The organism is Paraglaciecola aquimarina (genome assembly GCF_032464635.1).
GTDB lineage: Bacteria > Pseudomonadota > Gammaproteobacteria > Enterobacterales > Alteromonadaceae > Paraglaciecola > Paraglaciecola aquimarina.
On record NZ_JAWDIO010000002.1, the window covers coordinates 3,044,922 to 3,070,496 of the forward strand.

At 41.6% G+C, this 25,575-nt stretch carries 18 protein-coding genes and 4 pseudogenes; 10 read left to right on the top strand and 12 right to left on the bottom strand.

Annotated elements, in window-relative coordinates; translation table 11 throughout:
- The first annotated feature begins 250 nt into the window (after window positions 1-250).
- The 3 genes and pseudogenes from RS130_RS15130 to RS130_RS15140 all read left to right on the top strand — a co-directional run bounded on the left by RS130_RS15130 (window position 251) and on the right by RS130_RS15140 (window position 4,490).
- A pseudogene (locus tag RS130_RS15130) lies at window positions 251-2,710 on the top strand (TonB-dependent siderophore receptor).
- Between the two features lie 95 nt (window positions 2,711-2,805).
- Window positions 2,806-2,991, top strand: coding sequence for a hypothetical protein (locus RS130_RS15135; protein WP_316026611.1), 186 nt, complete (start codon window positions 2,806-2,808; stop codon window positions 2,989-2,991).
- Window positions 2,992-3,002: 11 nt separating this feature from the next.
- Complete coding sequence (locus tag RS130_RS15140) at window positions 3,003-4,490, top strand: cupin domain-containing protein (RefSeq protein ID WP_316026612.1); 1,488 nt, start codon at window positions 3,003-3,005, stop codon at window positions 4,488-4,490.
- 343 nt (window positions 4,491-4,833) lie between these two features.
- On the opposite strand, the pseudogene RS130_RS15145 reads toward RS130_RS15140, so the two are convergent.
- Window positions 4,834-5,816: pseudogene (locus tag RS130_RS15145) on the bottom strand (transposase).
- A 252-nt stretch (window positions 5,817-6,068) separates the two neighbouring features.
- Between RS130_RS15145 and RS130_RS23870 the strand changes: the two are divergent.
- Both RS130_RS23870 and RS130_RS15155 read left to right on the top strand, forming a co-directional pair.
- Window positions 6,069-6,272 (top strand): cyclic nucleotide-binding domain-containing protein, encoded by a 204-nt coding sequence (locus RS130_RS23870; protein ID WP_316026613.1) that lies wholly within the window; start codon window positions 6,069-6,071, stop codon window positions 6,270-6,272.
- Complete coding sequence (locus RS130_RS15155; protein WP_316026614.1) at window positions 6,232-6,726, top strand: helix-turn-helix domain-containing protein; 495 nt, start codon at window positions 6,232-6,234, stop codon at window positions 6,724-6,726. Before RS130_RS23870 ends, RS130_RS15155 begins: the two co-directional genes overlap by 41 nt.
- Window positions 6,727-6,824: 98 nt before the next feature.
- On the opposite strand, the gene RS130_RS15160 is transcribed toward RS130_RS15155, so the two are convergent.
- Window positions 6,825-7,484, bottom strand: coding sequence for an OmpW family outer membrane protein (locus tag RS130_RS15160; RefSeq protein ID WP_316026615.1), 660 nt, complete (start codon window positions 7,482-7,484; stop codon window positions 6,825-6,827).
- A gap of 276 nt (window positions 7,485-7,760) precedes the next feature.
- Between RS130_RS15160 and RS130_RS15165 the strand changes: the two genes are divergently transcribed.
- Together RS130_RS15165 and RS130_RS15170 are read left to right on the top strand one after the other, a co-directional pair.
- Entirely contained in the window at window positions 7,761-7,997 is a 237-nt protein-coding gene (locus RS130_RS15165) for a YgaP family membrane protein (RefSeq protein ID WP_316026616.1), read from the top strand.
- A 388-nt stretch (window positions 7,998-8,385) separates the two neighbouring features.
- Window positions 8,386-9,317, top strand: a pseudogene (locus RS130_RS15170) (exopolyphosphatase).
- Window positions 9,318-9,969: 652 nt separating this feature from the next.
- On the opposite strand, the gene RS130_RS15175 reads toward RS130_RS15170, so the two are convergent.
- The 10 genes and pseudogenes from RS130_RS15175 to RS130_RS15220 all read right to left on the bottom strand — a co-directional run bounded on the left by RS130_RS15175 (window position 9,970) and on the right by RS130_RS15220 (window position 22,694).
- On the bottom strand, window positions 9,970-11,223 hold the full coding sequence (locus tag RS130_RS15175; protein WP_316026617.1) for an allantoate amidohydrolase: 1,254 nt from the start codon (window positions 11,221-11,223) through the stop codon (window positions 9,970-9,972).
- A 12-nt stretch (window positions 11,224-11,235) separates the two neighbouring features.
- Window positions 11,236-12,470: pseudogene (locus RS130_RS15180) on the bottom strand (pyridoxal-phosphate-dependent aminotransferase family protein).
- Window positions 12,471-12,476: 6 nt separating this feature from the next.
- On the bottom strand, window positions 12,477-13,301 hold the full coding sequence (locus tag RS130_RS15185) for a sulfite exporter TauE/SafE family protein (RefSeq protein ID WP_316026618.1): 825 nt from the start codon (window positions 13,299-13,301) through the stop codon (window positions 12,477-12,479).
- Window positions 13,302-13,348: 47 nt separating this feature from the next.
- Window positions 13,349-14,926, bottom strand: coding sequence for a gamma-glutamyltransferase family protein (locus RS130_RS15190; RefSeq protein ID WP_316026619.1), 1,578 nt, complete (start codon window positions 14,924-14,926; stop codon window positions 13,349-13,351).
- Window positions 14,926-15,288, bottom strand: a complete 363-nt coding sequence (locus RS130_RS15195) for a hypothetical protein (protein WP_316026620.1) — start codon at window positions 15,286-15,288, stop codon at window positions 14,926-14,928. Before RS130_RS15195 ends, RS130_RS15190 begins: the two co-directional genes overlap by 1 nt.
- Before the next feature lie 22 nt (window positions 15,289-15,310).
- Window positions 15,311-16,153, bottom strand: a complete 843-nt coding sequence (locus tag RS130_RS15200) for an amidase family protein (RefSeq protein ID WP_316026621.1) — start codon at window positions 16,151-16,153, stop codon at window positions 15,311-15,313.
- A gap of 319 nt (window positions 16,154-16,472) precedes the next feature.
- The gene (locus RS130_RS15205; RefSeq protein WP_316026622.1) at window positions 16,473-16,844 is read right to left on the bottom strand and encodes a glutathione S-transferase N-terminal domain-containing protein; all 372 of its coding nucleotides are present in this window, start codon (window positions 16,842-16,844) and stop codon (window positions 16,473-16,475) included.
- 78 nt (window positions 16,845-16,922) lie between these two features.
- Complete coding sequence (locus RS130_RS15210; RefSeq protein ID WP_316026623.1) at window positions 16,923-18,473, bottom strand: CsiV family protein; 1,551 nt, start codon at window positions 18,471-18,473, stop codon at window positions 16,923-16,925.
- Between the two features lie 124 nt (window positions 18,474-18,597).
- Entirely contained in the window at window positions 18,598-22,092 is a 3,495-nt protein-coding gene (mfd, locus tag RS130_RS15215) for a transcription-repair coupling factor (protein ID WP_316026624.1), read from the bottom strand.
- Window positions 22,093-22,097: 5 nt separating this feature from the next.
- Window positions 22,098-22,694, bottom strand: a complete 597-nt coding sequence (locus tag RS130_RS15220) for a PilZ domain-containing protein (protein WP_316026625.1) — start codon at window positions 22,692-22,694, stop codon at window positions 22,098-22,100.
- Window positions 22,695-22,905: 211 nt separating this feature from the next.
- On the opposite strand from RS130_RS15220, the gene RS130_RS15225 reads away from it, so the two are divergent.
- The 3 genes from RS130_RS15225 (at window position 22,906) to RS130_RS15235 (ending at window position 25,407) form a co-directional block, all read left to right on the top strand.
- Complete coding sequence (locus RS130_RS15225) at window positions 22,906-24,117, top strand: lipoprotein-releasing ABC transporter permease subunit (protein WP_316026626.1); 1,212 nt, start codon at window positions 22,906-22,908, stop codon at window positions 24,115-24,117.
- A gap of 136 nt (window positions 24,118-24,253) precedes the next feature.
- Window positions 24,254-24,811, top strand: coding sequence for a phosphoribosyltransferase (locus RS130_RS15230; protein ID WP_316026627.1), 558 nt, complete (start codon window positions 24,254-24,256; stop codon window positions 24,809-24,811).
- Between the two features lie 212 nt (window positions 24,812-25,023).
- The gene (locus RS130_RS15235; protein WP_316026628.1) at window positions 25,024-25,407 is read left to right on the top strand and encodes an MmcQ/YjbR family DNA-binding protein; all 384 of its coding nucleotides are present in this window, start codon (window positions 25,024-25,026) and stop codon (window positions 25,405-25,407) included.
- Window positions 25,408-25,575 lie beyond the last annotated feature (168 nt).

Here is a 25,575-nt window from a genome sequence, read left to right on the forward strand (position 1 = left end):
TAGGGATCTTTTGGTGCAAAGTGCTCAAAATGGTGCGTAAGATGTAGGTTGGCTAAGCAAGGGTCTTTACTAAAAAATAATGGTGTAATAAAAAAACTATATATAACAAAGGGATAAATTTTTTTATAAACTTGACCAGTCAGTCAGTTACTTGGCATTCATTCTGCAATAGTGTTGTGAACATAACATTTAAAACAACTATATCGTTAGTTGTTTGTATTAAATATTGATGACTCAGGAGACACTAAACATGACACAAAGAACATTCAAAACACATCCGCTTACCTTGGCCGTTGCCTTAGGTTTAGCGATATCTATTCCTAGTCAGGCAATAGCACAAGAATCGGAAACAAAAGATGTAGAGCGTATTGAAGTTACTGGATCTTTAGGTAGTTTGCCTTGGACAAGATGTCGAGGCGGTATTTGGTTTTGGTAAGTCCATTTTAGAGACGCCACGCTCGGCATCGACTATAAGTGACGAACAATTAGAGCGTTTTAGTGTTACTGATATTGATGAGTTGGTAGCGTTTTCACCTTGGTGTTTTTACTCAATCATTCTTTGGTGTGGCGGGCTCTTTGGATGTACGTGGTACACCATGGTGAAACATACTTTAGAGGGGTGAAACGCTTAGATAATCCAGGAAACTACCCGACACCCATCGGCGCATCGAGCCGTATTGATATTGTGCGTGGTCCTGCATCACCTATTTATGGTCCCGCAAAAATTGGCGGTTACTTGAACTTTAATCCTAAATCTGCTCGCGCCAGTGGCGGTCAATATTTAGATAAAAATGAAGGTGCTATTTCATACACTACAGGTAGTTGGGACAAAAGCGTGCTGACCGCCGAGTTAGGGGGCCCCGGTAAAATTGGCGATAAAGAAATGGGTTTCTACCTATATGGAGAAGTAGAGAATTCTGGCAGTTACTATGAAAATACTGGGACTGATCAAACCGTTCTACAAGCTTCATTCAATGTGGATATTACAGATGACTTACGGATTGAATTTGGTGGTATGTATCACGATTATGATGGTAACCAAGTCGCTGGTTGGAACCGTTTAACGCAAGATTTAGTGGATAATGGCACATACATCACAGGTACAGCACAGCCATTAGATACAAGCGGTGATGGTTTAATATCTCATCAGGAGTACTTCGCGGTAAATATCAATCCATTTATTTGGCAAGTGCCTATGCGGGAAACCACGGCAGATCTTATTCCTGAGAAAATGGCACTAGAAAATGTCGGCACAACTACCTTGCGTACAAGTCAGGTTACTGTGGCTCCAGAAGATCAATTATTGAACACTGTTGAAACCTTTTACTTTGATGTTTTTTATTACACCGACAGCGGTTGGGAAATTAAAAACCAAATGTTCTATGAAGCATACGAGAATTTGAATGAAAATGCTTACGGGTTTTCCCAGTATCACGACAGTTGGGTATTTGAAGATAAAATTGTGTTTTCTACAGAATATGAAGTTGATAGTCTGTTAGCTCAAGTACAAATCTCTCCTTCGTTACGTTATGTTGATTTCGAGCATGGTGAAGATTGGGCCAACGAATATTTTGACCGTCGTGATTTGACCATGCCTTCAAGTGCGTTGGATAAACGCTTGTTGGCTACCTCTATTGATGATGATTACACTGAATGGTATGCAGGTAACTACTTAGATCTAGGTTTTGGTGCCATGGTTGATTTAACCTGGGATTGGGGGTTAAACATTGTATTAGGTGCACGATACGATTCATTTGATATGGAAAGTAATACGGATCCAGAGAAACTGCTGTTAGGTAATTTTGGCTCGGGCGTGGTTAGCGTATCAGATGACGGACTTTATATCCTTGATGGCGATGGCAATATTAGTATGCCAATCAGTGCTGAAGATGAAGTGAACGGTGTTTCTTGGAATACGAGTATTTCATACAAGTTTGAATCTGGCTTAATTCCGTATATTACAGCCGCTGAGCAGTCTACTATTATTGCTGGTCAAGGTGCTGAACTAAAAGCAGGTTCGGTGTTTAACGGTAATGTTTTCGACAAATCTACCTTGTTTGAATACGGTGTGAAGGGCTCCTTTATCGATGACACTTTGTATTTTGCGATTGCCAATTATGAACAAGAGCGAACCGATACCAAAGCCCAATCAACGACACTTAATAATGTTACAGAAACTACAGGTACTGAGCTTGAGTTACGCTGGGTAGTAAACGATGCTCTGGTTGTGACTGCTGGCTACACTAATGTCAAAGTGAAAAATTTAACAGCTATAGAAGATGGGGCACAGTTTGGTTTCTTCGGTGCCGAAGATATGCCTTTGGTCGATCCATCACTTGTGTTTGGTGGTGTAGTGATAGGTAACGCTACAGCGACTAATAATCCTGAAGGGCTGAAAGCAGGTATACCTGAGAATATTTACACGTTAACTGGTACCTACAATTTTCAAAATGGCATTATCGCCAGCGCTAGTATCATTGACGTAGACTCGACTTATTCTGGTTATTCGCAATCGGTATTGCTTCCAGCATATACATTAGTTAACGCGGGTCTTAGATATGAAGCCGATACGTGGTCGGCAAGTTTGAATGTTAAAAACTTAACTGACGAAACATATTTCCGATCTAACTTCCCAGACTTATTTGGTAGCTCGGTAGTATTACCTGAATTACCACGTCATTACCAAGCGACTATAAACTATAAGTTCTAAGTTTCTGCGGTCAGTAACCGACAAAACGAGGTATGGGATTCATACCTCGTTTTTTTATTCTACAATTATTCATTATTTTTAGATAAGGCACAAAAATGTTGAGATTAGTACGAGTGTTAATGTTAGGTGTTGCCATAAGCATAATAATCGGTTGTTCTGCCGAAAAAGAAGTAAACAGCAGTGATGTTGTGGCTTCTACTCAACTTGGCAAACCAATTGAAGTGAAAGTGGTGGTGGTCACCATGTTTGAAATTGGGGAAGATGAAGGTGATGCGCCATAGGCGAATTCCAAATGTGGAAAGCTGGGCAAAAACTAGACACTAAATTTGATTTGGTGCATGGCCATCATGATTTGTATTTTAATCCTGAAACGGGTGTGCTTGGTGTTGTGACGGGGATGGGGATTGCTCGTGCAACAGCCGCGACTATGGCTTTAGGATTAGATCCTAGGTTTGACTTAACTCATGCTTATTGGTTAGTCGCTGGTATTGCTGGTATTGATCCTGCCAATGGTTCTATCGGTTCTGCTGTATGGGCTACTTGGCTGGTAGATGGAGATTTATCTCATGAGATTGATGCCCGTGAAATTCCAACAGATTGGGAGACCGGCTATTTTCCGCTATTTTCTACCAGACCAGACTTTACTACCCCAGCCGGGCCGGTAGCTGAAAATATCAATGGAGAAGTCTATAAAATTAATCCAGACTTAGCAGATTGGGCTTATGATTTAACTAAAGACCTAACCTTAACTGATTACCCAGAGATGAAAGCGTTTAGGCAACAATACGTCAATTACCCCAACGCGCAAAAAGCCCCTTTTGTGTTAAAGGGGGAGCACTTAGCCGCATCTACTTATTGGCATGGTAAACTTTTAACTAATTGGGCTAACGATTGGGTGTCTTATTGGACGAATGGCAAGGGGGATTTTGTCACTTCGGGCATGGAAGATACTGGTACATATCAGGCTTTACAATATTTACACGCTGCTGGAAAAGTAGATAAGAATCGTTACATGGTGGTACGAACCGCTAGTAATTATAGTCATCCTCAGGATGCCTTAACAGCCGCAGAAAATATAAAAGTACAAAAGCAAGGCTATGTGGGAATGCAATCTGCACTAGAATCTGCGTACACTGTAGGCAGTAAAGTGGTTGATACCATAGTGGCCAATTGGCAGACCATGAAAACTACTATGCCCTATGATGTTGATTCTACTCGTCTGGCCAACAAGCAGGTATCTAGTGACTCAGTTGAGAAAGTTGCTAGAACGGTAAATGCTAGAAAGCTCACTACGCAAGAGTTGGTCGACGCGTTAAAGCTAGAAGGGCATGTAGAAGGTGGGTATTACCGCCAAACCTTTAAAGCAGACCATAGGCCTAAAATTGTCACTGAAATTGGTCAGCGAGCCACTATGACTTCTATCTATTATTTGCTTAGTGCCGAATCACCAATTGGCCATTTTCATATGAATCAAAGCGACATCATGCACTACTTTCATGCAGGTGACCCTATAACGTATTACCTAATACAGCCCGATGGACGTTTACAAACCGTCGTTATGGGCTCCGATCCCACTAAAGGTCAAGTTATGCAAATGGCAGTAAAAGGTGGGACATGGAAAGCGTCAAAAATTCCGACTAATGGCGACTATGGTTATGGTCTGATTGGTGAAGCTGTGGCTCCTAGCTTTGAATACTCAGATATGCAATTAGGCGAAACTAGCCAACTCATCGCTCAGTTTCCACAGCACGGTGAACTGATTAAAATACTGAGTCGATAAAATATGGGGGCATTAATAGGCACTGTGCTTTATGGCTGCGCGATACAGTATTTGCACAGTTACGCCCCCTGCAGTTCTTAGCTCATATCCAACAGAGCCAGTTCCTTAAACACTCTCAACCTTGCAACTGTACCTCCTTCCAATCAAGACACCCATAATTAACTCGAACTTTAAACCATTTCAGCTCCCGCTTTTCTAATCCATTCGGTTTAAATTATGCGCTAGACAACCCAATTGACGATGTTAACGGGTATGATGACGTGATTTTGTGGGGTGTGGTGAATGCTAGGCGTGCTAATTCTCAACAGTGATGTTGATGAGGTTTGTTACTTTGGAAAAAAGGCTAAGCGTGTTTAAGTAGGGCTTTGGCTTTACCTATGCCTCGTATTTTTTGATGTTGGGTATGTAGGCTGAAGTTTCGCATTAAATGTTCACTGCCTACAGCATAACAAAAGTGCTTTTCGAATTCTGTGGTTAAGGTCAGCCATTGTTCGTTGTTTAGGCCCAGCCTTTGTAGAATGGGCTGTTGCTGTGTATCGATTAATCCTGACTTATCATCTCTGATAACACGACCTGTGGTGTCGATGAGGTCGCAGTAATCTTTTAGTGAAAAAGCGATGCCTCTCGGCATGTTTTGCTCATAGGGTTGCCAACAAATGGCATTAAACCTTTGGGTTGCTGGTGGTGTCTCAAAGCTTGTATCCGAGTTTGAATACTGGTGTGGTCAGAGTCCTCAGGTGTGTTGGCCATATTGGCGCGAATGGGGTTTAAGTCCACGTAAGCCATGCAGGCCAGTAGGGCTGATTTATCGAGTAGTGCTTGAGACTTAAACCGTCCTTCCCAGAATCTGCCAGTGCAGGCATCTTCTTTGTTGGCTTCTCGGGCTATGTACTCATTAAGATTACGCATCAACCAACTGATGTCATACAAACGCATCCGGTAAATTTCAACGGTTTCTAGAAGGGTATGCCGCTCACTCTTGCTCAACGTGTCATCTCGCATAAACCGCTGCGACAACAAGGTGCCTTTATGCAGTTGATGCCAGCGAACGAGCACTTGTTTCACCGTCCAGCGCTCAGCCAAGGGTTTGTTCACGCACAGCACCACATGAGTGTGATTGCTCATCACCGCATAGGCGCAAATGTCGATAGCAAAGATGCGGCTTAAATGAAGCAAGCGTGTTTCAACCCAAGCCCGCCTATGTTCATAGCTCTGGCCTGTCAACGTATCTTCACCACACAAAAATGAACGGCGAACACAGCGCGAAACACAATGATAATAAGGGGTGTCGACTAAACTGATTTGGCTTTTACGAGACTGAGGCATCATGGCCATCCTTGGTTGAATCACTACCATTAGTCTAGTTCAAATTGCGGATTCGTCGAATTTAATCATGGGTGTCTTGATTGGGGATATATGACGGCTTAATAATGGTGTTACAATGATGGAAATTTCGTCCCTACATACATAATAATTAGTTAGTTGCAGAATATGCCAATCGATTTCAAATATAGCCCTAGACAATGCCCCCATAATGAGAATATTAATTGTGATAACTGCAAACTTAATACAATTTGTATGCCTGTTAGTTTGCATATTGACGACATTGAGTTACTAAATGAAATTATCCAGCGGGGGAAACCATTACAGAAAGGAGAGTACTTGTTTCGCGAGAGCACTCCTTTTAGTTCTGTTTATGCTGTGCGTTCTGGTTCCCTAAAAACTCAATTTATTAGCGAGAATGGAGAAGAGCAAATTACGGGGTTTTATCTACCTTGGTGAAGTCTTAGGCATGGATGGTTTGGCGAATGACGTTCATACTAATTCAGTCGTTGCTCTAGAAACTTCATCGGTTTGTAAGATTCCATTTAATCGTTTAGAAGAACTAAGTACTAAATTACCTAGCTTACAGCGGCATTTTTTACAGTTGATGAGTCGCGAAATCACACAAGAGCAACAAATGACGTTTTTGTTGAATAAGAGAAACGCTGAGTCTCGCCTTGCCTCAACGTTGCTCAGTATTTCAAGTCGAAATGGTAGACGAGGCTTGTCCTTTAATACCTTTATGCTACCCATGACTCGAAAAGATCTAGGTAACTTTCTTGGTCTTACTATGGAAACCGTGAGTCGAATCTTTTCACGCTTACAAAGTAACGGTTATATTGAAGTTGATAATAGAGAGATTACTGTATTAGACATTGCAGCATTACAAAAGCTAGCTAAGGGCCCAGAGTAAATTTGGGCTCTTTAGTTGGCCATTATTAAATAATGGCCTAAGTTGTTTGTAAATTAAGACAACTAAAAATTGGGAACGCTTCACCCTTCGTTTCATGATTAGTTGAATCGATAGCCAATTGATAAAGTATAAACAAATGGATCAATATCTACATCAACGCTACCACTAGCATTATTTAACTTGAAATCTGCTGTTGTGTTGATATTTATCCATCGCAATGAAGCATTGATTTGCCAATTGTCATTCAGAATATAATCAATACCAGCTTGTGCGGATAGACCTATAGAGTCATCTAGGGATAAGTCAGAAAAGCCGGCTTGACTGTTTTCAGTGGTAAACTCCTCATCAAAAAACACTGTGTAATTTATCCCAGCTCCTACGTAGGGTTGCAGTACCGCAGTAGATTCTGCAAAGTAAAAGTTAATACTTACGGTTGGGGGTAAGTGTTTAGTTGTGCCTAAAGCGCCAACGGTATTTAAGTCGATATCATGTTTAAATGGCGTAGCAAGTAATATTTCTATGGCAATTTTGGGGCTCAAGAAATAGTTTATATTGATACCTAACTGACTGTTATTGTCTACGCTCACACCCATACCTAAATCATTGCCATCCACCAAAACATTATCGCTGGCAGCGTCAGGTCTAACAGCGGTAAGGCCAGTTCTAATGAGCAAATTACCTGTTTCGTACGCTTGCACGGATAAGCTTGAAGTTAGGCCAGTAATTATTAAAGCTAAAGAACATAGTTTGTTTTTCATTTTATACACTCGTTAATTGATTGGGGGTAGTCTAAATGAGTGCGTGAGCTTGGATATTGATCTAGCTCAATATTACTGTGATTAAATGAATGGTCTTAGGATGTTGCTAAGTCTGTTTCTAATAATGAAGGGCATACTTGTATAGCCATAACTTAGGCTTAGCGTTTATCATCGACTCATTAGATGATTTATTGGCAAAGATGTTGATTTAGATCAAGGTTTAACGAAAACAGCCTATCTATAATTTCTATGAACTTCATTTACAGAGATTATAGTATGAAACAAAACGTAGGTATTTTAGACACAGCAATCCGGTCAGTTATTGCCGTCATCTGCTTAGCTATTGCAGCGGAGGGGCTATTGCCGGAAGCGGGCAGTATTTTACTGGCTGTTATTGGTGGCTTAATGTGGATTACTTCAAGCGTAGGTGTGTGCCTTATTTATAAAGTGTTGGGTATCGATACTTATCCGGGGGCTGGACATGGATTAACTCAATATTACCCTGATATTTGAGTTGCGCTCCATTAACCTGAGTATCAGGTAGCGTAATTGATCTTCATGCCTTTGATATGTCAATGGTGTTGTTGAATTAAAGTAAGGGAGTTGTGACAAATTAAGCAAATAAAATCTGTTAACAAACCAATTGAGACACCCATGATTAAATTGAGTATATAAGTCATCTTAACTTATGGGCGTTAAGAATTTGAAATGGTTAGGATTATATTTCAAGCTAGAAAATTTAAGGCTCCGCGTGTTTAGAGCTATTTTTATTGGTTTCTATATTTGTTGTCGTTATCGGGTTCACCGAAACTAAGATAATTTTCGGTTGCGAACACAGTGCAAATTGCTAACATGGGTAAATATACGCTCATTTAAATTACAACATGGCAAAGGTGCATAAATGTCTCAAGAAAAATTTCGGCTGATAACACGCAGTGACTTCGACGGTTTAGTTTGTGCTGTTCTATTGAAGAAACTAGATTTAATAGAAGATATTAAGTTTGTTCATCCTAAGGACATGCAAGACGGAAAAATCGATATTACCGCTAATGACATCGTTACAAACTTGCCTTATGTGGCTGATGCGCATTTAGTCTTTGACCATCACCATTCTGAAACAATACGTAATACTGGTGAGAAGAAGAATCATGTAATCGATCCAGAAGCCCCTTCGGCCGCTAGAGTTGTATGGGATCATTATGGTGGCTTTGAAGCTTTTCCAAGTGATTGGGCTGATATGATGGAAGCGGTTGATAAAGGGGATTCAGCGCAGTTTAATTTGAGTGAAGTGCTGGAAGCCCAGGGCTGGAATTTATTAAATTTCTTGATGGATGCCCGAACGGGATTGGGCCGTTTCCGAGAGTTCCGAATTTCTAATTATCAGTTAATGATGGATTTGATTGATGCATGTAAAGATCATTCTATAACAGAAATTTTAGAGATGGATGATATCAAGGAGCGTATCGACTTGTATCGCGAGCATGAAATCAAGTTTAAAGATCAGGTAACCCGTTGTGCGACTATATATGACAATTTAGTCCTACTCGACCTGACCAACGAAGACGTGATTTACGCAGGTAACCGCTTTATCATTTACGCTTTGTTTCCACTATGTAATATTTCTATACATAAAATGTGGGGATTTCAAAAGCAAAATATAGTGTTTGCAACAGGTAAATCTATTTTTGATCGCAGTTCAAAAACAAATGTTGGTGAGTTAATGCTTAAATATGGTGGGGGGGACACCATGCAGCGGGTACTTGTCAAATAGATAAAGATAAAGCTGCTGATGTGGAAAAAGAACTGATCAAACAAATTAATTTGGACGGTTAAGTAACTTAAGTAACCGGCTTCACTACTAAACGTAGCTTGGAGGATCGTAAAATTAATGCCAAGTAGCGAAGCATTAGCGTTAACGGCTATGTAACAAGCCCCTTGATAAGTATTAATCCGATAAGTCATGTTTATCGGATTTTTTATGCTTGTCTAAAAGATAATTCTTCAACTTCGAGAAATTTCATTTGATAGAAACACTTGCTGATTTACCTCAATGCGAATGTAAAAGTGCTATTTCACGATGCATTCAGCGGTTTTGACCAAGGCGTCGGTGTGAAGGAATGGTTGTATCTCTTTCACATACCAAGCACAAGGTGCATAAGCCCATGAGGTGTTCCTTTTGAGGTAAGTTTTAAGTAGGCTTGATCAGTGTTGCTTGAACTCCCAAAATTGTTCATAACGGATTATTTAACCAGGATCCTGGATAAGCCGCACCTCTCGATAAGGCTCTTTTTGTATCTAGCGGCGTTGGATTGTTTAGCAATAACACGTTATTACGTATAACAATTCGCCTTGCTTTGCACGAAAAATTTCGTTACCGAGTAACATTTAGCTGAAGTTATTTAGACAAAGATATATTTAGTCATTGAATTAAATTAATATTCATTAGCTTAAACGATACTTCTTATCCAGAAATCAGGTTATTTATTCAAACAGCATAACTTGACAAGGCGCTATACATCACTTTTAACGCTTGCGTGACATCATCTTTCATCACCGACTCGCTGGGGTGGTGACTTACTCCTCCGGGACTACGAATAAATAACATACCAATCGGACAAATCTTGGCGACAGCCATACCATCATGGCCAGCCCCTGACGCTAAGTGAAAGACTGGCAGGTTATTCTCTTCACATGCCGTGGCCAAAAGGTCTTGAATATTTTGATCACATTGCACGGCTTCTGCTTGATGAGTCCATTTCCAAGTCAGTAACAGCTCTCTTTTCTCGGCGATCAGCTTTGCCTTGTCCACTATTTTATTGAGTAATACCTCGAGATCTTGATCATTTTGCGCCCGTGCGTCTAGGGTCATTTCACTGTACCCAGCAATGACATTTGTCGCTCCAGGCTTTGCACTAATTTTACCGACAGTGGCAACTTCTTGATGAGTACAATTTAAAGCAATGGTTTCAATGGCTAAGGTTAACTCCGCTATCGCCGCTAACGAATCCTTACGCAAATTCATTGGCGAGGTACCGGCGTGGCCTGTTATACCGGTATAGGAAATAACAGCACGTTTAGCTCCGGCAATAGCAGTGACCACACCCACTTGTAAATCCTTAGCTTCAAGTACAGGGCCTTGCTCAATATGAACTTCCCAATAGGCTAGGACTTTTTCAGGATCTAACGTGGCATTAATTACTTCACTTGGCTCTAAGCCAAATTGTTGCATCGCGTCGGCCATAGTGACGCCGTCTCTATCTTTTACTTCTAACCATTGGCTATTAAAACTTCCTGCGATAGCAGATGAGCCGATTAAGGTAGTGGCAAACCGAGTTCCTTCTTCATCAACAAAGCCAACGAGATCTAAGTGAAAGGGAAGGGCTAATTGGTTGGCTTTAGCAATTTTCATCAACTCTAGGCCTAACATTACGCCTAAAATACCATCGTAAGCACCAGCGTTAGGTACGGTATCTAAATGTGAACCGAGGATTAAACTTGGTGCATCAGGGTCTTTGCAAGGTAAACGCCCCCATTGATTGCCCGCTTGATCTTGCCAAGTTTTAAGCCCTTCTTGTTGCATCCACTTTTCGACCAATTGATTGCCGGCTTTGTGCTTGCTAGTCAAATACTGTCTTAAAATCCCTTCTTCTAACTCACTCACTTGCGCTAACTCATCACAATGGTCTAAAGCAGTTTGACTATATTTCTGTGCTACTGAGTCTTCAAGTATGTGCATCATTGTTCTTTCAGCCTATGCTTTACTAGCGTAAAAATGTAGGGCTGCCGCACTGGCTTCGCCCTGCGGTCCTTTGTAATGATTGGCATGTAAACAGGCGTCTAAGCACGCGAGAGTTTGTAAAACCGCCGATTTACGGGCGTTGTAACCCATAGTGCCAATACGCCAAATTTTGCCATGTAATGGGCCAAAAGAGGTGCCAATTTCAATGCCAAAATCGCTTAGCATTTGGCCTCGAACTCTGTCACCATTTACTTCATCAGGAATATACACGCCTACAACGTTATTCATTTTGTGGTTCAAGTCACCAAATACTTTTAAGCCTAGTGCTTGAACGCCTACTAACATGGCTTGGCCGTGTAATTCATGGCGAGCGACGACGTTGTCTATGCCTTCGCTAATAGCAATACGCGCACACTCTGCTGCGCAATACAACATACTGGTGGCTTCGGTATGGTGATTAAGGCGCTCTTCCCCCCAATAATCCATAATCATAGGTAAATCAAAATAGTTAGAACGGATCATGGGCTCTATGCCATCTTTATGGGCTGATGTGCGAATACCTGCTTCTACTTTTTGCGGGTGCGCACCCAGTCTACAAATTTCTCACTGAAGGTAACCGGCGCAGATCCAGATGGGCCGCCTAAGCATTTTTGTAAGCCTACAGAAACCGCGTCTAAACCCCACTCGTCGGTATGAAGTGTATTCCCTAGAATTGATGCCGTGGCGTCACAATAAAACAATACGTCGTGTTGCTGACAAATCTCACCAATGTGTTCTAGGGGTTGATTCATAGTGGTAGATGTATCACCTTGTACCATAGCCAACATTCTAGGTTTAACTTGTTTTATGGCAGTTGCTATTTGTTCTGGTGTAAACACTTCACCCCATGGTACCTCTATCGTATGCACCTCGGCTTGGGCTCGCTCTGCAATTTCAGCCAATAGATGGCCAAAGCGGCCCATTATAGGGACTAGCACTTTATCACCGGGTCGTAGTGCTGAAATGAGCACGGCTTCGATACCGGCACGGGATGTACCGTCGATCAAAAATGTCCATTGATTTTGGGTGTTAAACACTTTGCGATAGCGCGCCATTGTCTCGTTCATAAAACCAGTCATTGCGGGGTCATACTGACCAATTAATTGAGCAGACATGGCGCGTAAAACTCTAGGATCAGCGTTAATTGGGCTAGGACCCATTAATAGACGTTGTGGGGGATTAAGGGTTTCGATAAATGAGTCAGACATCTTAATTTATGCTCCTATAGCTTTAAGTAACATACGTGAACTGGTGATTAACAATACAATAGCGAAAGCTCGCTTTAATTGTTTAGGGTCAAGTTTGGCACCTAGTGCGGCGCCAATGGGGGCAAAAAATATAGTTAATGGAATAATGATAAAAAAGGCCGGAAGGTTAATTAACCCCCATGTACCAAAGGGGGCATCTATAGGTGTTTCACCAATTGCCATAAGTGTTAGCACGCCGGGTAGGGCAATTAAAAAGCCAAAAACAGCCGCTGTACCTACCGCTAAATGAGCGCGCACATTAAAAGCTGTTAATAGGGGGACGCCTATGGTGCCACCACCTATGCCGATCATTACCGACAAGCCACCTACTACGGCAGCCAATATACCCTGACCAATTTTTCCTAGCAATTGAGTAAACAACGCTGGTGCGCCTGCTCTAAATAACATGTTCAAACTGACGGCCAAGGCTATGCAGCCAAACATGAGGGTGAGAGCATTACCTTTTATTTCATGGGCTAGTAGGCTGCCTAAAACCGAAAATACTAAGATAAAACCCGCCCAATACTTAAGCATAGGCACATCAACGTTGCCTTTATTATAATGGGCTTTTATAGATGAAATTGCCGTAGGTACTATGGTGGCCAACGAGGTGGCAGTCGCGATCATCATGGCTGACTCGGCGCTGACGCCAAAGTTTTGTAAAAGAAAATACAACACGGGAACGATGACTATGCCACCACCCACGCCAAACAGTCCAGCTAGTAGACCTGCAAAAATTCCGGTCCCAATTAAGGTCAATATGATGGGCCAAGATTGAATTATGTTATCCACGTAACGTTATCCTTTGATTAAATTTTGTTTGCTAGTTAAATCGTTGCCTAGTGTATTTTTGCTACGCCGTCAGAACGAGGATCACTCGCGGCTTCGATTGTATTTTGATGCTCTGAAAAGACTATACCGCCAGCATGTCCCATCATTTCGTTGTTACTCGGTACACTTAACCAGTCATGACCTTTGGTGCTCAATATATCGCCAACTTCACCGGCTAGACGTTGTTCCACTTTAAGATTTGAGGTGGTATCTCCCCACGTTCGGCCCAACAACCATCGTTCACTGCTAATGGCATTTTGTAAAGACAGTTTCCGCCATGCATAATTGCTAAATATTGCTGCTTGAGTTTGGGGTTGTCCTTCTCCGCCCATTGTGCCGTACACCATTCTGCGGCCGTCGTTAAATTTGGCAAAGGCTGGGTTTAAGGTATGTGCTGGTTTTTTGTTGGCTTGTAAATAGTTAAGTTGGGTATTGTCCAAACTGAAACTCACCCCTCGATTGTTCCAAACAAAGCCACCATCAGCCATAGCAACACCGCTACCGAATTCCCAATAAATACTTTGAATAAAGCTCACCATTTGGCCATTTTTGTCTTTTGCCCCCATCCAAACAGTATCGCCAGGGGCTGCATCGAATGGCCAAGGTTTAGCTTTGTGTAAGTTTATTTGTGTGGCTAATTGATTAATAGTGGTCGGCGACAGCGCTTGTATATATTGATTATCCAAAACTGCAGGGTCTGCCCAAATGTCCTTCCGTTGAGCAAAGCTCTGCTTGGTGGCTTCAACAATCAAATGTAACCATTCTGCTTGACTACAAACGCTAGATTTGATTTTGTCGACTATTGCCAATATCTGTAAAGAATGAACACCTTGGGTGGGGGCTGGTAGGTTAAATAGCTTGGCATTGCTCAGTTGTATCGATAAAGGATTAACTATGTCAGCTTGAGTGTTGGCCAAGTCTACTGCAGATAAAGGGCTCCCAGCTTGCAGTAAGTCATTGGCAAAACTCTGTGCTAATTCACCTTGATAAAATGCAGAAAGCCCGTGACTTGCTAAGTGACGAAAAACACCCGCTAGCTTACGGTTATAAAATTGAGTTTTTGCTTTTAGTATTGGGCCATTAGTTTCATATAGATCTTTAAACTGCGCGTTTCTTTGTGTTACGCCAGCTAGTTTTTGGGAGGCGTCCTGTAGGCTATTTGTCACCTCAAAACCAGCTTCTGCATGATAGATAGCCCGTTCAAATATTTTTGATAAGGGTAGTATCGCACTACTGTCTTGCTCTAAAGCAACTTGCCACCCTTTTACTGTTCCAGCTTGAGTCAAGGCGCTTAATCCACCTCGTGCTGGGATCTGCTGCATGGTTTGATAAGCACTAATATCAGCTGCGCTTCTGCCGCAGCCATCTATTGCCACGGGGTTGGCTGTTCCTTGATTATCAATAATCCAAAAGCCGTCCCCACCAATTGAATTCATATGGGGGTATACCACTGATATCACTGCCGCAGCTGCGACCATTGCTTCAACTGCACTGCCACCACATTCTAGTATATCGATACCAGCTTCAGTTGCTGCATAGTGGGGAGCAGTAAAGGCAATGGAGGGTTTGATAGATTGCTCTGACATTAGATATGTTTCCATGCTGAATGTTGACTTAACCTGTTAACTAATGCCAATAGACTTTTATCTTGACCTGAGCGCATCATTAATGAAAATCCATAAGGCACTGGTTGTTTATTGATCTCTACAGGCATGACCGTTAGTGGCAAATGCACTTGAGCTGAGCCCGTTAATCCTGCCACTGCAGACAAGTTAATAAGCTGCATGCGAAGGGCGCTGATATCTTCACCAATTTTAGGCGCTGAGGTGGGGGTTGTAGGTAAAAACAAGCAACTTGTGTCTGATAAATGAGTACTGATTAGCTGTTGTAATTGAGCCTGCACTAGTCTGGCTTCTTGCTCTTCTTGCTCGGTAAGAGCAAAAGCCATAGTAAATCTTTGTTGAATAGCGCTAGAAAATGTAGGCGAAGCCTGTATCTACCCAAGCTTTATGCTCTTTGGCAATTCCTCTACCTTGCAATATTCTAAAAGCGTCAGGTAATTCAGCTAACAGGTTTGAATCAATATTGAGAGTCTTGTGCGATTCAAAATTTGCCGCAACATGAGACAAGTTAGCATCAAGTGCGGGCCTATAATTCGGCTCTACTAAATCAAATAATGCTTCGCAGCTAAGCAGGGTGTCCACTTTTTTGATCGTTTGAGGCAATAGGAGCGAGTCACCAACCTGAGCTAATAAGTCAGCGTGATGAGTAAACCAGCCGATTGTATCAAACTCAGGCGCCAGACCCGTCAGCCCTTTAGTCGACACTTGGCCTTGACTCGGCCTAATACCAAATAGTCCGCAATAACTCGCTGGTATTCGAATCGAGCCACCGGTATCTGTACCTAGGCCTATATCGGCCATATTTGCAGCTACCGCAGCTGCTGATCCCATAGAAGAGCCGCCACACATATGGCCAGCGAGCTTTGGATTTTCGGCTATGCCGAAATGAACGTTATTTCCTTCTAGACTATAGGCAATCTCATCGGTATGGGTAAAGCCAACAAAAGTACAGCCGTCGTCCATCAACGTTTGGACACTAGCTGCCGTTGTGCTCGCCACATCATGCGTAGCTAACCAGTCCGGATTACCAGCCGAATTCTTAAATCCTTTTACTGCAAATAGATCTTTAACCGCGAGCCGCTTGGTTAATAACGGGCAAGGGAGAGGAGGTTGTTGTTCAGAGTACATAGACCAATTTTTTGGACCATGATCACAAAATATACCAGTTGTATTTATATTTGATTGAGTCATAAAAAGATTCTATAGGCTAGTTAGGGTGTAACCGAGTCTAAAATAAGCTCAGTTACTTTGAATAAACAAGTTTCTTGGTATTAACAGAATTCTTAGAATAAACCTATTTCTTAGAATAATGGTGCTTCTTTGAATAAAGAACTACGCAATAATGGTGCCAGTATACAGGTATTGATAAAACCTGTCCATACGGTCAGGTTTTGTTTTGTAATGAGTTCACCAAGGACATATTTGGTGCAGTGGCCCCTAAATGGGGCAGTAGATTGATCGTGGGGATGAGATTTTATTTCTCAGCGGTAACAGTATCTAAGGGCGGGTATTAGGCGAATCGACTATTCAAATACTTAATAATTTCTGATGATTCATACAACCATTCGACTTTGTCTTCTTTTTCAATACGAAGACAAGGGGTTTGAATTTTTCCACCTTCAACTAATAACTCGTCTCGATAGGGTGAACCTTGCGAGGCATTACGTTTTTCTATAGGCAAGTTTAACTTGTATATGGCACGTCTTGTTTTGATACAAAAAGGGCAAGCAAAAAACTGATAGAGTGATAATCGGGAGACTTCTGTTTCGATTCGTTGTTGTACCGCAGGCTCTCTCTTCTGCTTACTCCCTCGAGTGATTAAGTCTATTAATGCGATTAGTCCACCTAGTAGATTGCGGATAAGATTGATAAAAAATTTCATAGTGATTTAGCTCGAGTAACGGCGAATATGGCCGCGTATTATAAAGGTAAAATTAACAAAAATTAAAGGGAGTAAACATCAGTTTTCTGCGACTTCCTCGTCTGGTGCTTCTGGCCATTCAGAACGGTTAATTGTCACTACCATGCCAAACATGGGGTGATCAAAATAGTGTACTTGTTTACTAATAACACGCCTTAATTGATTAAAGTTAACACTTTGCAAGGCGCTCGTAATCGGTGGGCGGACTTGTTGGGCATCAAGTGCGGTTGTAGATGCAATTGACGGTGTCTCGATGTCAACAGGGTGGCGATAATTCAAATTACTATTGATATGCAAATAGGGCACTCGACCCATATTTTGTAAGTAAACTTTAATATATCCGTCAACTTCCCAAAGTTCCTGTAGCGTAGGGATATTGTCGGTGTCCGCCGTTTTGCTTTTTATCAATGGGCTATTGTCGATAGCGGCTTGATTGAGCGCATGCTCAATTTTACTAAACAAATCTACTGTGGGGGAGCTAGTCTCATTTACCGCAGTCGTGTTTTTAGTTAACAATGCTTGTCGCTCATCGGCTGATAACAAGGCCAATTCTTCACTAGGGATATATAACGCTTCTTCAGTTACTTGATCTTTGGACGCTACTATATTGTCTTGCTCTGCAATAGGTTGACCACTCGCATCAAAGCGCTGTGCAAAATTTCGTCCTGCAAAGAGTCTAATGCCTATCGCTTTATCTGCGCCAAATGTTACTTCTTGTCGCCAAGCTAAATGCACTAAAGGTTGGATACCTCTTTGTTTCTGTAAACTTAAATAAAGATCTTCCATGACTAAGGTGTCCTTTGGTAATAAATAGGGAGCATAGGATTTGTCGTCCCATGCAACACCGTTTATTTCAAGGGGCACATGGCTAATGTGCTGTAAAGAATGTGGATTGTCTCTACCTTCGGCGTCGTCTTTTCTGGATGTGAATTCGCCAAAGGCTAATCCATTTGGGGTGCGTTCGGTACGGCCTGAGGCAGTTGTCGCCGTTTTTTTCTTCAAACTAGGAGCAATTAAAAACTCTGGGGTAGGAGCAACCTGTTCAACATACGCACAAGGAAATTGCCTTGGGAGCTGCCACTCAATCCAATCAACTTTAATTGGAAAGTCATAAATAGATTGTCCAAGCTGCATTGTGCCTAAAGTTTCAGGGCCAGATATATCTGCTGAAGCCGAAGCTTGTGTCGGTTGGGCTGGGTTTTCCGCAAATATATCACTGCTAACGACCTGGTAATCAAAATTATCTTCGGTGGCGTGATTCGTCTCAGTTGCGTCTAGTGGGCTTTGATCTGTCAACTGCTCATTTTCAGTGTCATCAGTTACTTGGTTATCGATTTCATGGCCCGCTTGCTCGATGGGCGCTGGAAAAGCAAAATCTTGCTGCTGTTTGCGTTCTTCTGCTAGTAAGCTTGACTCACGACAATAGGCTAGGCCGGCGCGTACAAAAGTTAGATCGGGCATCAAATAAGGGCTAATTATATCGGTATATTCGGATGATGCTGGTAGCAGTGATGATTGTTGAAAGGTCTCAGCAGTGGGCGAACTTGTTAAATCTCTTGCAAAAGGATCACTTCCACATCGAACCACCACTCTTTTTGCTTTGCTTGAACTGTCGCGGACAAAGTCGCAATAGACAGGCAAGCAAAGCCCACTGCAGTGAATATTTTTTTCAGACTGGTTGGTAAAACACTATGCATATTACTTAACTTTCTCTTTAGGCTGCGCGTAACTGTTGGCTAAATTGATCAAGAATATCTTTAAACATACTTAGTCTATCTGCCGCCGATTCAGTAGGCACGTTAAATTTCAATTTTTGTGGTCCATCTAATTTGTATATTTTCGGTTGAGATTGAATCAGTTTAATTATAAAGCCCGGATCAATCTGAGTTGTCTGCGAAAATTCGATAAAGCCACCTTTATTGGTGCCTTCTGCTTTGCTGATACCGATAGTTTTGGCCTTTAGTTTTAACATGGCGATGTCTAATAGGTTTTTCGCACTTTGGGGGAGCAGGCCAAATCTATCTATCATTTCTATCTGTAATTCGTTGATAGCCCGTTCATCTTTGCAACCAGCGAGACTTTTATATAAAGATAATCGAGTGTTGACGTCGTGAATGTAGTCATCTGGTAGTAAGGCTGGAATACGTAAGTCTATGTCTGTTTGCTCAGACAAAGCTTTATCTAGACTGGGTTCTTTGCCAGCTTTTAGGGCTTCTACCGCTTGCTCTAACATGTCCATGTATAAAGTAAAGCCAATGCTGGATATTTGTCCTGATTGACCATCACCTAATAACTCACCGGCGCCGCGTATCTCTAAATCGTGAGTGGCTAACGCAAAACCAGCACCTAGTTCTTCAAGAGAAGATATTGCCTCTAAACGTTTAGCCGCATCTTTAGTTAGGCGTCTAGGGTGGGGAGTTAACAAATATGCATAAGCTTGATGATGTGAGCGACCAACACGACCGCGCAATTGGTGTAATTGCGCTAAGCCTAGGTGATCCGCTCTGTCCATCACAATGGTATTGGCCGAAGGCACATCAATACCAGTTTCAATAATTGTGGTGCACAACAGAACATTGGCCCTTTGGTGATAAAAGTCGGTCATGACTTTTTCTAACTCTCGCTCTCGCATTTGCCCGTGACCAATAGCAATTCTCGCTTCTGGAACGATTTCTTTTATTTCTTCTGCGGTTTTCTCGATGGTATCGACTTCATTATGTAAAAAGTACACCTGACCACCACGCAGTATTTCTCGCATGATTGCTTCGCGGATCAACTCTTTGTTTCGTTGTTGGACAAAGGTCTTTATGGGTAATCGTTTAGCCGGAGGCGTAGCAATGATCGACAAATCGCGCATGCCACTCAGCGCCATATTTAGGGTACGCGGAATAGGTGTGGCGGTCAGTGTGAGAATATCGACGTCAGAACGTAAGGCTTTAAATTTTTCTTTTTGACGAACACCAAACCTGTGCTCTTCATCAATAATGACTAAACCTAGATCATTAAATTTCATTTTTTCTTGCAGTAGGGTGTGGGTACCTACCACGATATCGACTTTACCGTCTTCTACGTTATTGATGATCTGCTTTGAATCTTTAGCACTAACAAAGCGAGACAACACTTCAATTCTAAACGGACAGTTAACAAAGCGCTCTTTGAAATTTTCAAAATGTTGTTGGGCAAGGAGGGTAGTGGGCACCAATATAGCGACTTGTTTACCTTGATTTGCAGCAATAAAAGCCGCTCGCATGGCTACTTCAGTCTTACCAAACCCTACGTCCCCACAGACTAACCTATCCATAGCATTGGCCGAACCCATGTCTTGGATCACTGCATTAATCGCTTTTTGCTGATCTAGGGTTTCTTCAAAAGGAAAACTATCACTAAAGGCTTGGTATTCATCCCAAGCAATCTTGAAGGCAAAACCAGGTTTAGCGGCGCGTCTGGCGTACACATCTAGTAATTGTGCTGCAACATCACGAACTTTTTCTGCTGCCTTGCTTTTTGCTTTACTCCAAGTGTCGTTCCCCAAATGGTGTAAAGGAGCGTGCTCAATATCACCGCCACTATAACGACTGATCAAATGTAATGATGCCACAGGAACATAAAGCTTAGCCTTTTTGGCGTACTCGATGGTTAAATACTCAGTAGCAATTCCCCCCGCATCTAGGGTTTGTAGCCCAAGGTAACGGCCTACACCATGATCAAAATGTACCACTGGCTGATTGAGTTGTAGCTCTGCTAAATTGCGAATAATCGCATTTTCGTCAGTGCCTTTACGTGTATCTCGTTTGCGTCTGTGACTTATTTTATGGCCGAGCAATTCTGTTTCGGTAATAAACGCAATATGTATTTCAGGGTCAATGAGTAAGAAGCTAAACTCCGCAGGACCGACCGTAATACCTACTGTATCGTCACCTAGAATAAAATCACTTAGGTGATCAACATGTTTAGGCTTAATGTCGGCTTTACTTAAAATTTCTAACAGACCTTCACGCCGACCGGCTGATTCTGCGCTGAACAACACTTTTACTTTTTCGGCTTGCCAACTTGCTACTTGTTGTTTGAGCGAGGACCAAGGCAACTTATTTTGTGGCTTCAAGGCAACGTTAGTCACCGTGTCTGTCGCAAAATTGTAATGTCCAGTTTTTTTATCTAAAGCATGGGGTTGAATTTGCACCCTTGGCCAGATTTTTAAAGCGGCAAACAACTCTTCTTCCCTCATATAGATGTCACTGGGGTGCAGTAAGGGTCGAGCTAAATTGTATCTAAGTTGTTCATATCTGTGATTGACATCTTGCCAATGGGCGCTGTGTGCTTTTTGTAAATCACCATGCATTAATATCGTAGTGTCTTTGTTTAAATAGTCAAAAAGCGTTGCTGTTTGTTCGAAAAATAGGGGTAAGAAATACTCTATACCGCCAGGCATCAGGCCCTTACCGACCTGATGAAACACTGATTCTTTACTGTTATTGGCATCAAATTTACTGAGATATTGCTGGCGAAATAGACTTGTTGCCTCTTTGTCTGTTGGGAACTCTCTAGCGGGTAATAGTTTTATTTCGTTAATCTTATCCCCTGAACGCTGGGTTTCTGGATCAAAATGTCGAATGGTGTCGATTTCATCATCAAATAGATCAATACGATAAGGATGCTGACTGCCCATTGGAAACAAATCAATAATGCTGCCTCTGATCGAAAACTCACTATGACTCATGACTTGATTGACGTGTAAATAACCGGCTCGTTCTAAACCAGACCTGAAATTATCTATGTCTAGTTTTTGATTTATTCTTAATATAAGTAAATATTTGCCAATGTAATCTACAGGAGCCATACGCATCATCAGGGTATTGATGGGGACGATAAAAACCTGTTTGTCACCTTGTGTCAGTTGATAAAGCGCTTCTAAGCGTTGCGAAACTATATCTTGATGAGGCGAAAAATTGTCATAAGGTAGAGTTTCCCAATCTGGAAATAACTGTACATTGAGAGTTGGATCTTCTATGAAGTAATCAAGCTCTTTTTCCAGTTTTATGGCACTAGGAGTATCTGCCGTTAGCAACAAAAGGGGGCCTTCAGCTTGGCTGGCGGCATTAGCTATGACTAATGCGGTACTGCTACCTTGCAAAGCGCCCCAATGGCGAATATCGTTTTTGGATTTTTGAGTATTTTTAGGTAACGGTGGTGAAAATATACTAAGAGTCATTAATTTTAATCGTTTTCTTTTTGCTTGTTTCGCTTACGTAATAAGGCCGCTTGTAAGTGGAGACTGGCCTTAACCAATAGGTCTTGATCTTCTTCGCGAATGCGAGTGTAAATAAGTGATGTATGGTACGTATCTTGTTCTTGCTTACAAGTAATTACTTCGGCAAAACAAAATATGGCAGAGGCTTCTTCTCGTAAAAATAGCTTTAGTTCGACTTGGCTGCCAATTGCCAGTGGTTTGTTAGTATTAATTGTTACGCCGCCACCGCCAAACTGAACAGTATGAAACCTTTCTTCCGGGGTGGATTGCTGCTGCAAAATGAGTGACATCATTAGATCTATTTTACGGGATTGAAGATTCAGAAATTCAACTAATTCGACAGCATGTTCACCAAGGTTACGTAAAGGGCGCAGTGCTTTTGTTTCAATTGTAGCTAACTCACTGGCGACTTGAAAAGAATAGGGCATGTAATTGTGTAGCTCTTCAGCATTCGGTAAACGAAAGTCGCTCTCTAGCTCACGAATGTTGACCGGCAAGTCATGCTTGATCATGAAAAATTCATTGAACTGTTCATGTTTTTGTTGAAGGTTTACATTATCCATTCATGCTCCGAGTTAAGGCCCATTTTGCGACGCCTATTGTTATCTGTGTTCCATGCTGTTGAGCACTAGCAACAGTTGGCCAAAATAATGAAATTTTGACTTTGCTTGTGACATGGTGGTCAAGCACGTATTATTCAACAACATTTACTACTATACCAACAGTTAAACACTTATTTTTAAACTGTTTACTTAGCAAAGAGTCCCATCTTACATGTTTTATCCGTTACCTGCTTTCATTGGTTTACGTTATGCAAAGGCTACTAAAGGTAGCAATTTTATTGCCTTCATAAATTTATTTTCGGTGGCCGGAATTGCTTTAGGTTTAATGTCGCTGATTACTGTGTTGTCTGTAATGAATGGCTTTGAGGGGGAATTGAAACAAAGAAACCTAGGTATAACCCCTCACATTTTAGTTCAGGCTCAAAATAATAAAGGTGCTGCTATTAACTTTAGCCAAGAAGTGCCGGGAGTACTGGCTAGTAGCCAATACATCGAAGGAGAAGGATTGGTTCAATCGGTACAAGGATTGAAAGGCGTACAATTTCAAGGGATTGAGCCAGAAGTTATGCAACAGTCATCAGTGATTGCAGAAAATATGCTAATCGGAGAACTAACAGATTTGGAGCAAGGCCATTATAAAATGATCATCGGCCGAGCTTTGTCTATTCAACTGCAATTACGGGTGGGCGATAAAGCCCGGCTAATCGCTTCTGGTAATAGTTATTTTGGCCCTTTTGGCCGCATCTATAGCCAACGAGTATTTAAAGTGGTGGGCATTTACGATGTGGGCTCAGTACTTGATGACAAAGTCATACTGATTAACTTAAACGATGCCGCTAAATTATTGCGTACTAAGACGCAAGATGTTGCACAAACCCGTTTGTTTCTAGAGGATGCATTTGAATACAAAGCGGTTACCGATTTACTAGACGCCAAAGGGGTAGCATCAACCAATTGGCGTACTCAGCAAGGTGCTTTGTTTGATGCAGTGAAAATGGAAAAAAACATGATGTCGTTAATGTTGTTATTAATTATTGCGGTGGCGGCATTCAATATAGTATCAGCCTTAGTTATGGTTGTGACCGAGAAACAAGGTGATATTGCTATATTACTAACGCAAGGCATGACCCGAAAGAGCATTATGGCAATATTTTTGTTTAATGGCGCCTATAACGGCATAAAAGGCACAATCATTGGTGTGAGTTTAGGCTTGTTACTTGTTTATCAAATAAATAATATTTTATCACTGCTTAATGTGCCAATTCATTTAGGACCAAATGGTCTAGGTTTGCCAGTTGATTTACAATGGCAACAAGTTGGGGTTTTGGTCTTTACATCCTTGATACTTTGTTTTATTGCTAGTTTATATCCGGCTATACAAGCACTTAGAGTCAGTCCAGCTAATGCACTAAAATATGAATAAATTACTCTGAACTCTGCAATTATTCGCGTTTTCGGTATACAATGGCTGATTGAATTTGAATTGTTGTCAATGCGTGCAACTTGTCTCTCTGAATGAAAAATAGAGAGAGTCGTTAGGTTTTATAAGGTTAATATTAATGGAAAAAACATTTATCACCGCTCAGCAGCTGTTAGAGGATTCTTTTAGAGTCGCTGCTCAAGTTTATGAAAGTGGCTTTCGCCCTCAGTTTATTATCGGTATTTGGCGAGGTGGTGCTCCTATTGGTATTGCGGTTCAAGAATATTTTGATTTTAAGAAAGTAGAAACCGATCATATCGCGGTTCGAACTTCATCTTATTACGGGATTAATCAACAAGCTAAAACCATTAAAGTGCACGGACTACATTATATTATTGAGAACGCCAATGCCGATGATGGCTTGCTGATTGTGGACGATGTGTTTGACTCAGGTCGTAGCGTTGATGCATTAATTAAGCAGCTAAACAAATTATCTAGAGCCAACATGCCAAAAGATGTACGTGTTGCTTGCCCTTATTACAAACCGAAAAACAACAAGACAGACTTTGTACCTGATTACTTTGTACATGAATCTGATGAATGGTTGGTATTTCCTCATGAAATTGCTGGCTTAACGCCAGATGAAATTATAAATGGCAAAACTGATTTAGTGAATGTTCAGCACCTATTAAAGTAAGCGAGTATATAGTGCCATGCTAAATTAAGGCCTTTAGTTACATAAACTAAAGGCCTTTTTTGTTGGCTAGGTAGTAATATGCCAAGCTCATATTTTGCTGCGCTAGTGCCCAGAGGTGGTGTAAAAACGCATGGGTATACGCTTTTCTAGGCAAACCGTTATGATAGAATCATCAGTGGCATCAGTAATAGGCATCGCCTTAAGCGCATATTATGGATTACACCCAAGTTCAACAGTATTTGTTAAGTAAACCTTTTACCGTACAGCAATACCCTTTTGGTGAAGGTGTTGCGGTGTTTAAAGTGAAAGACAAAATGTTTGCTACGTTAGCGGTAGGAAAAATGGGCAAGGGCGATGATGGCAAACAAGATTGGTGGATGAATCTAAAGTGCGACCCACACGAAGCCATCATGCTCAGAGATATATTTGCCGCGGTCATTCCTAGTTATCACATGAATAAAGTTCATTGGAATACGGTGATTTTAAATGGCTCAGTGCCGCAAGGTGAAATTGCACGAATGATTGATAATTCGTTCAATTTGGTGGTGAGTAAGATGACCAAGAAAGATCAACAATCCATAGTAGTGCATTTATAACAGATAATTTACCACTCAATTGTCTTGCCTTGCCAATCAACAAAATTAGGTATTTGGTCTGCATTAGATTGCTCCATAATGTTAAGTAACTGCTGGGCAACAAAAGTGGGCGTAAAGAGTCTATGCTTTGGCACATTGTGTTGGAATGGTTTAGACAAAGGGGTGGCA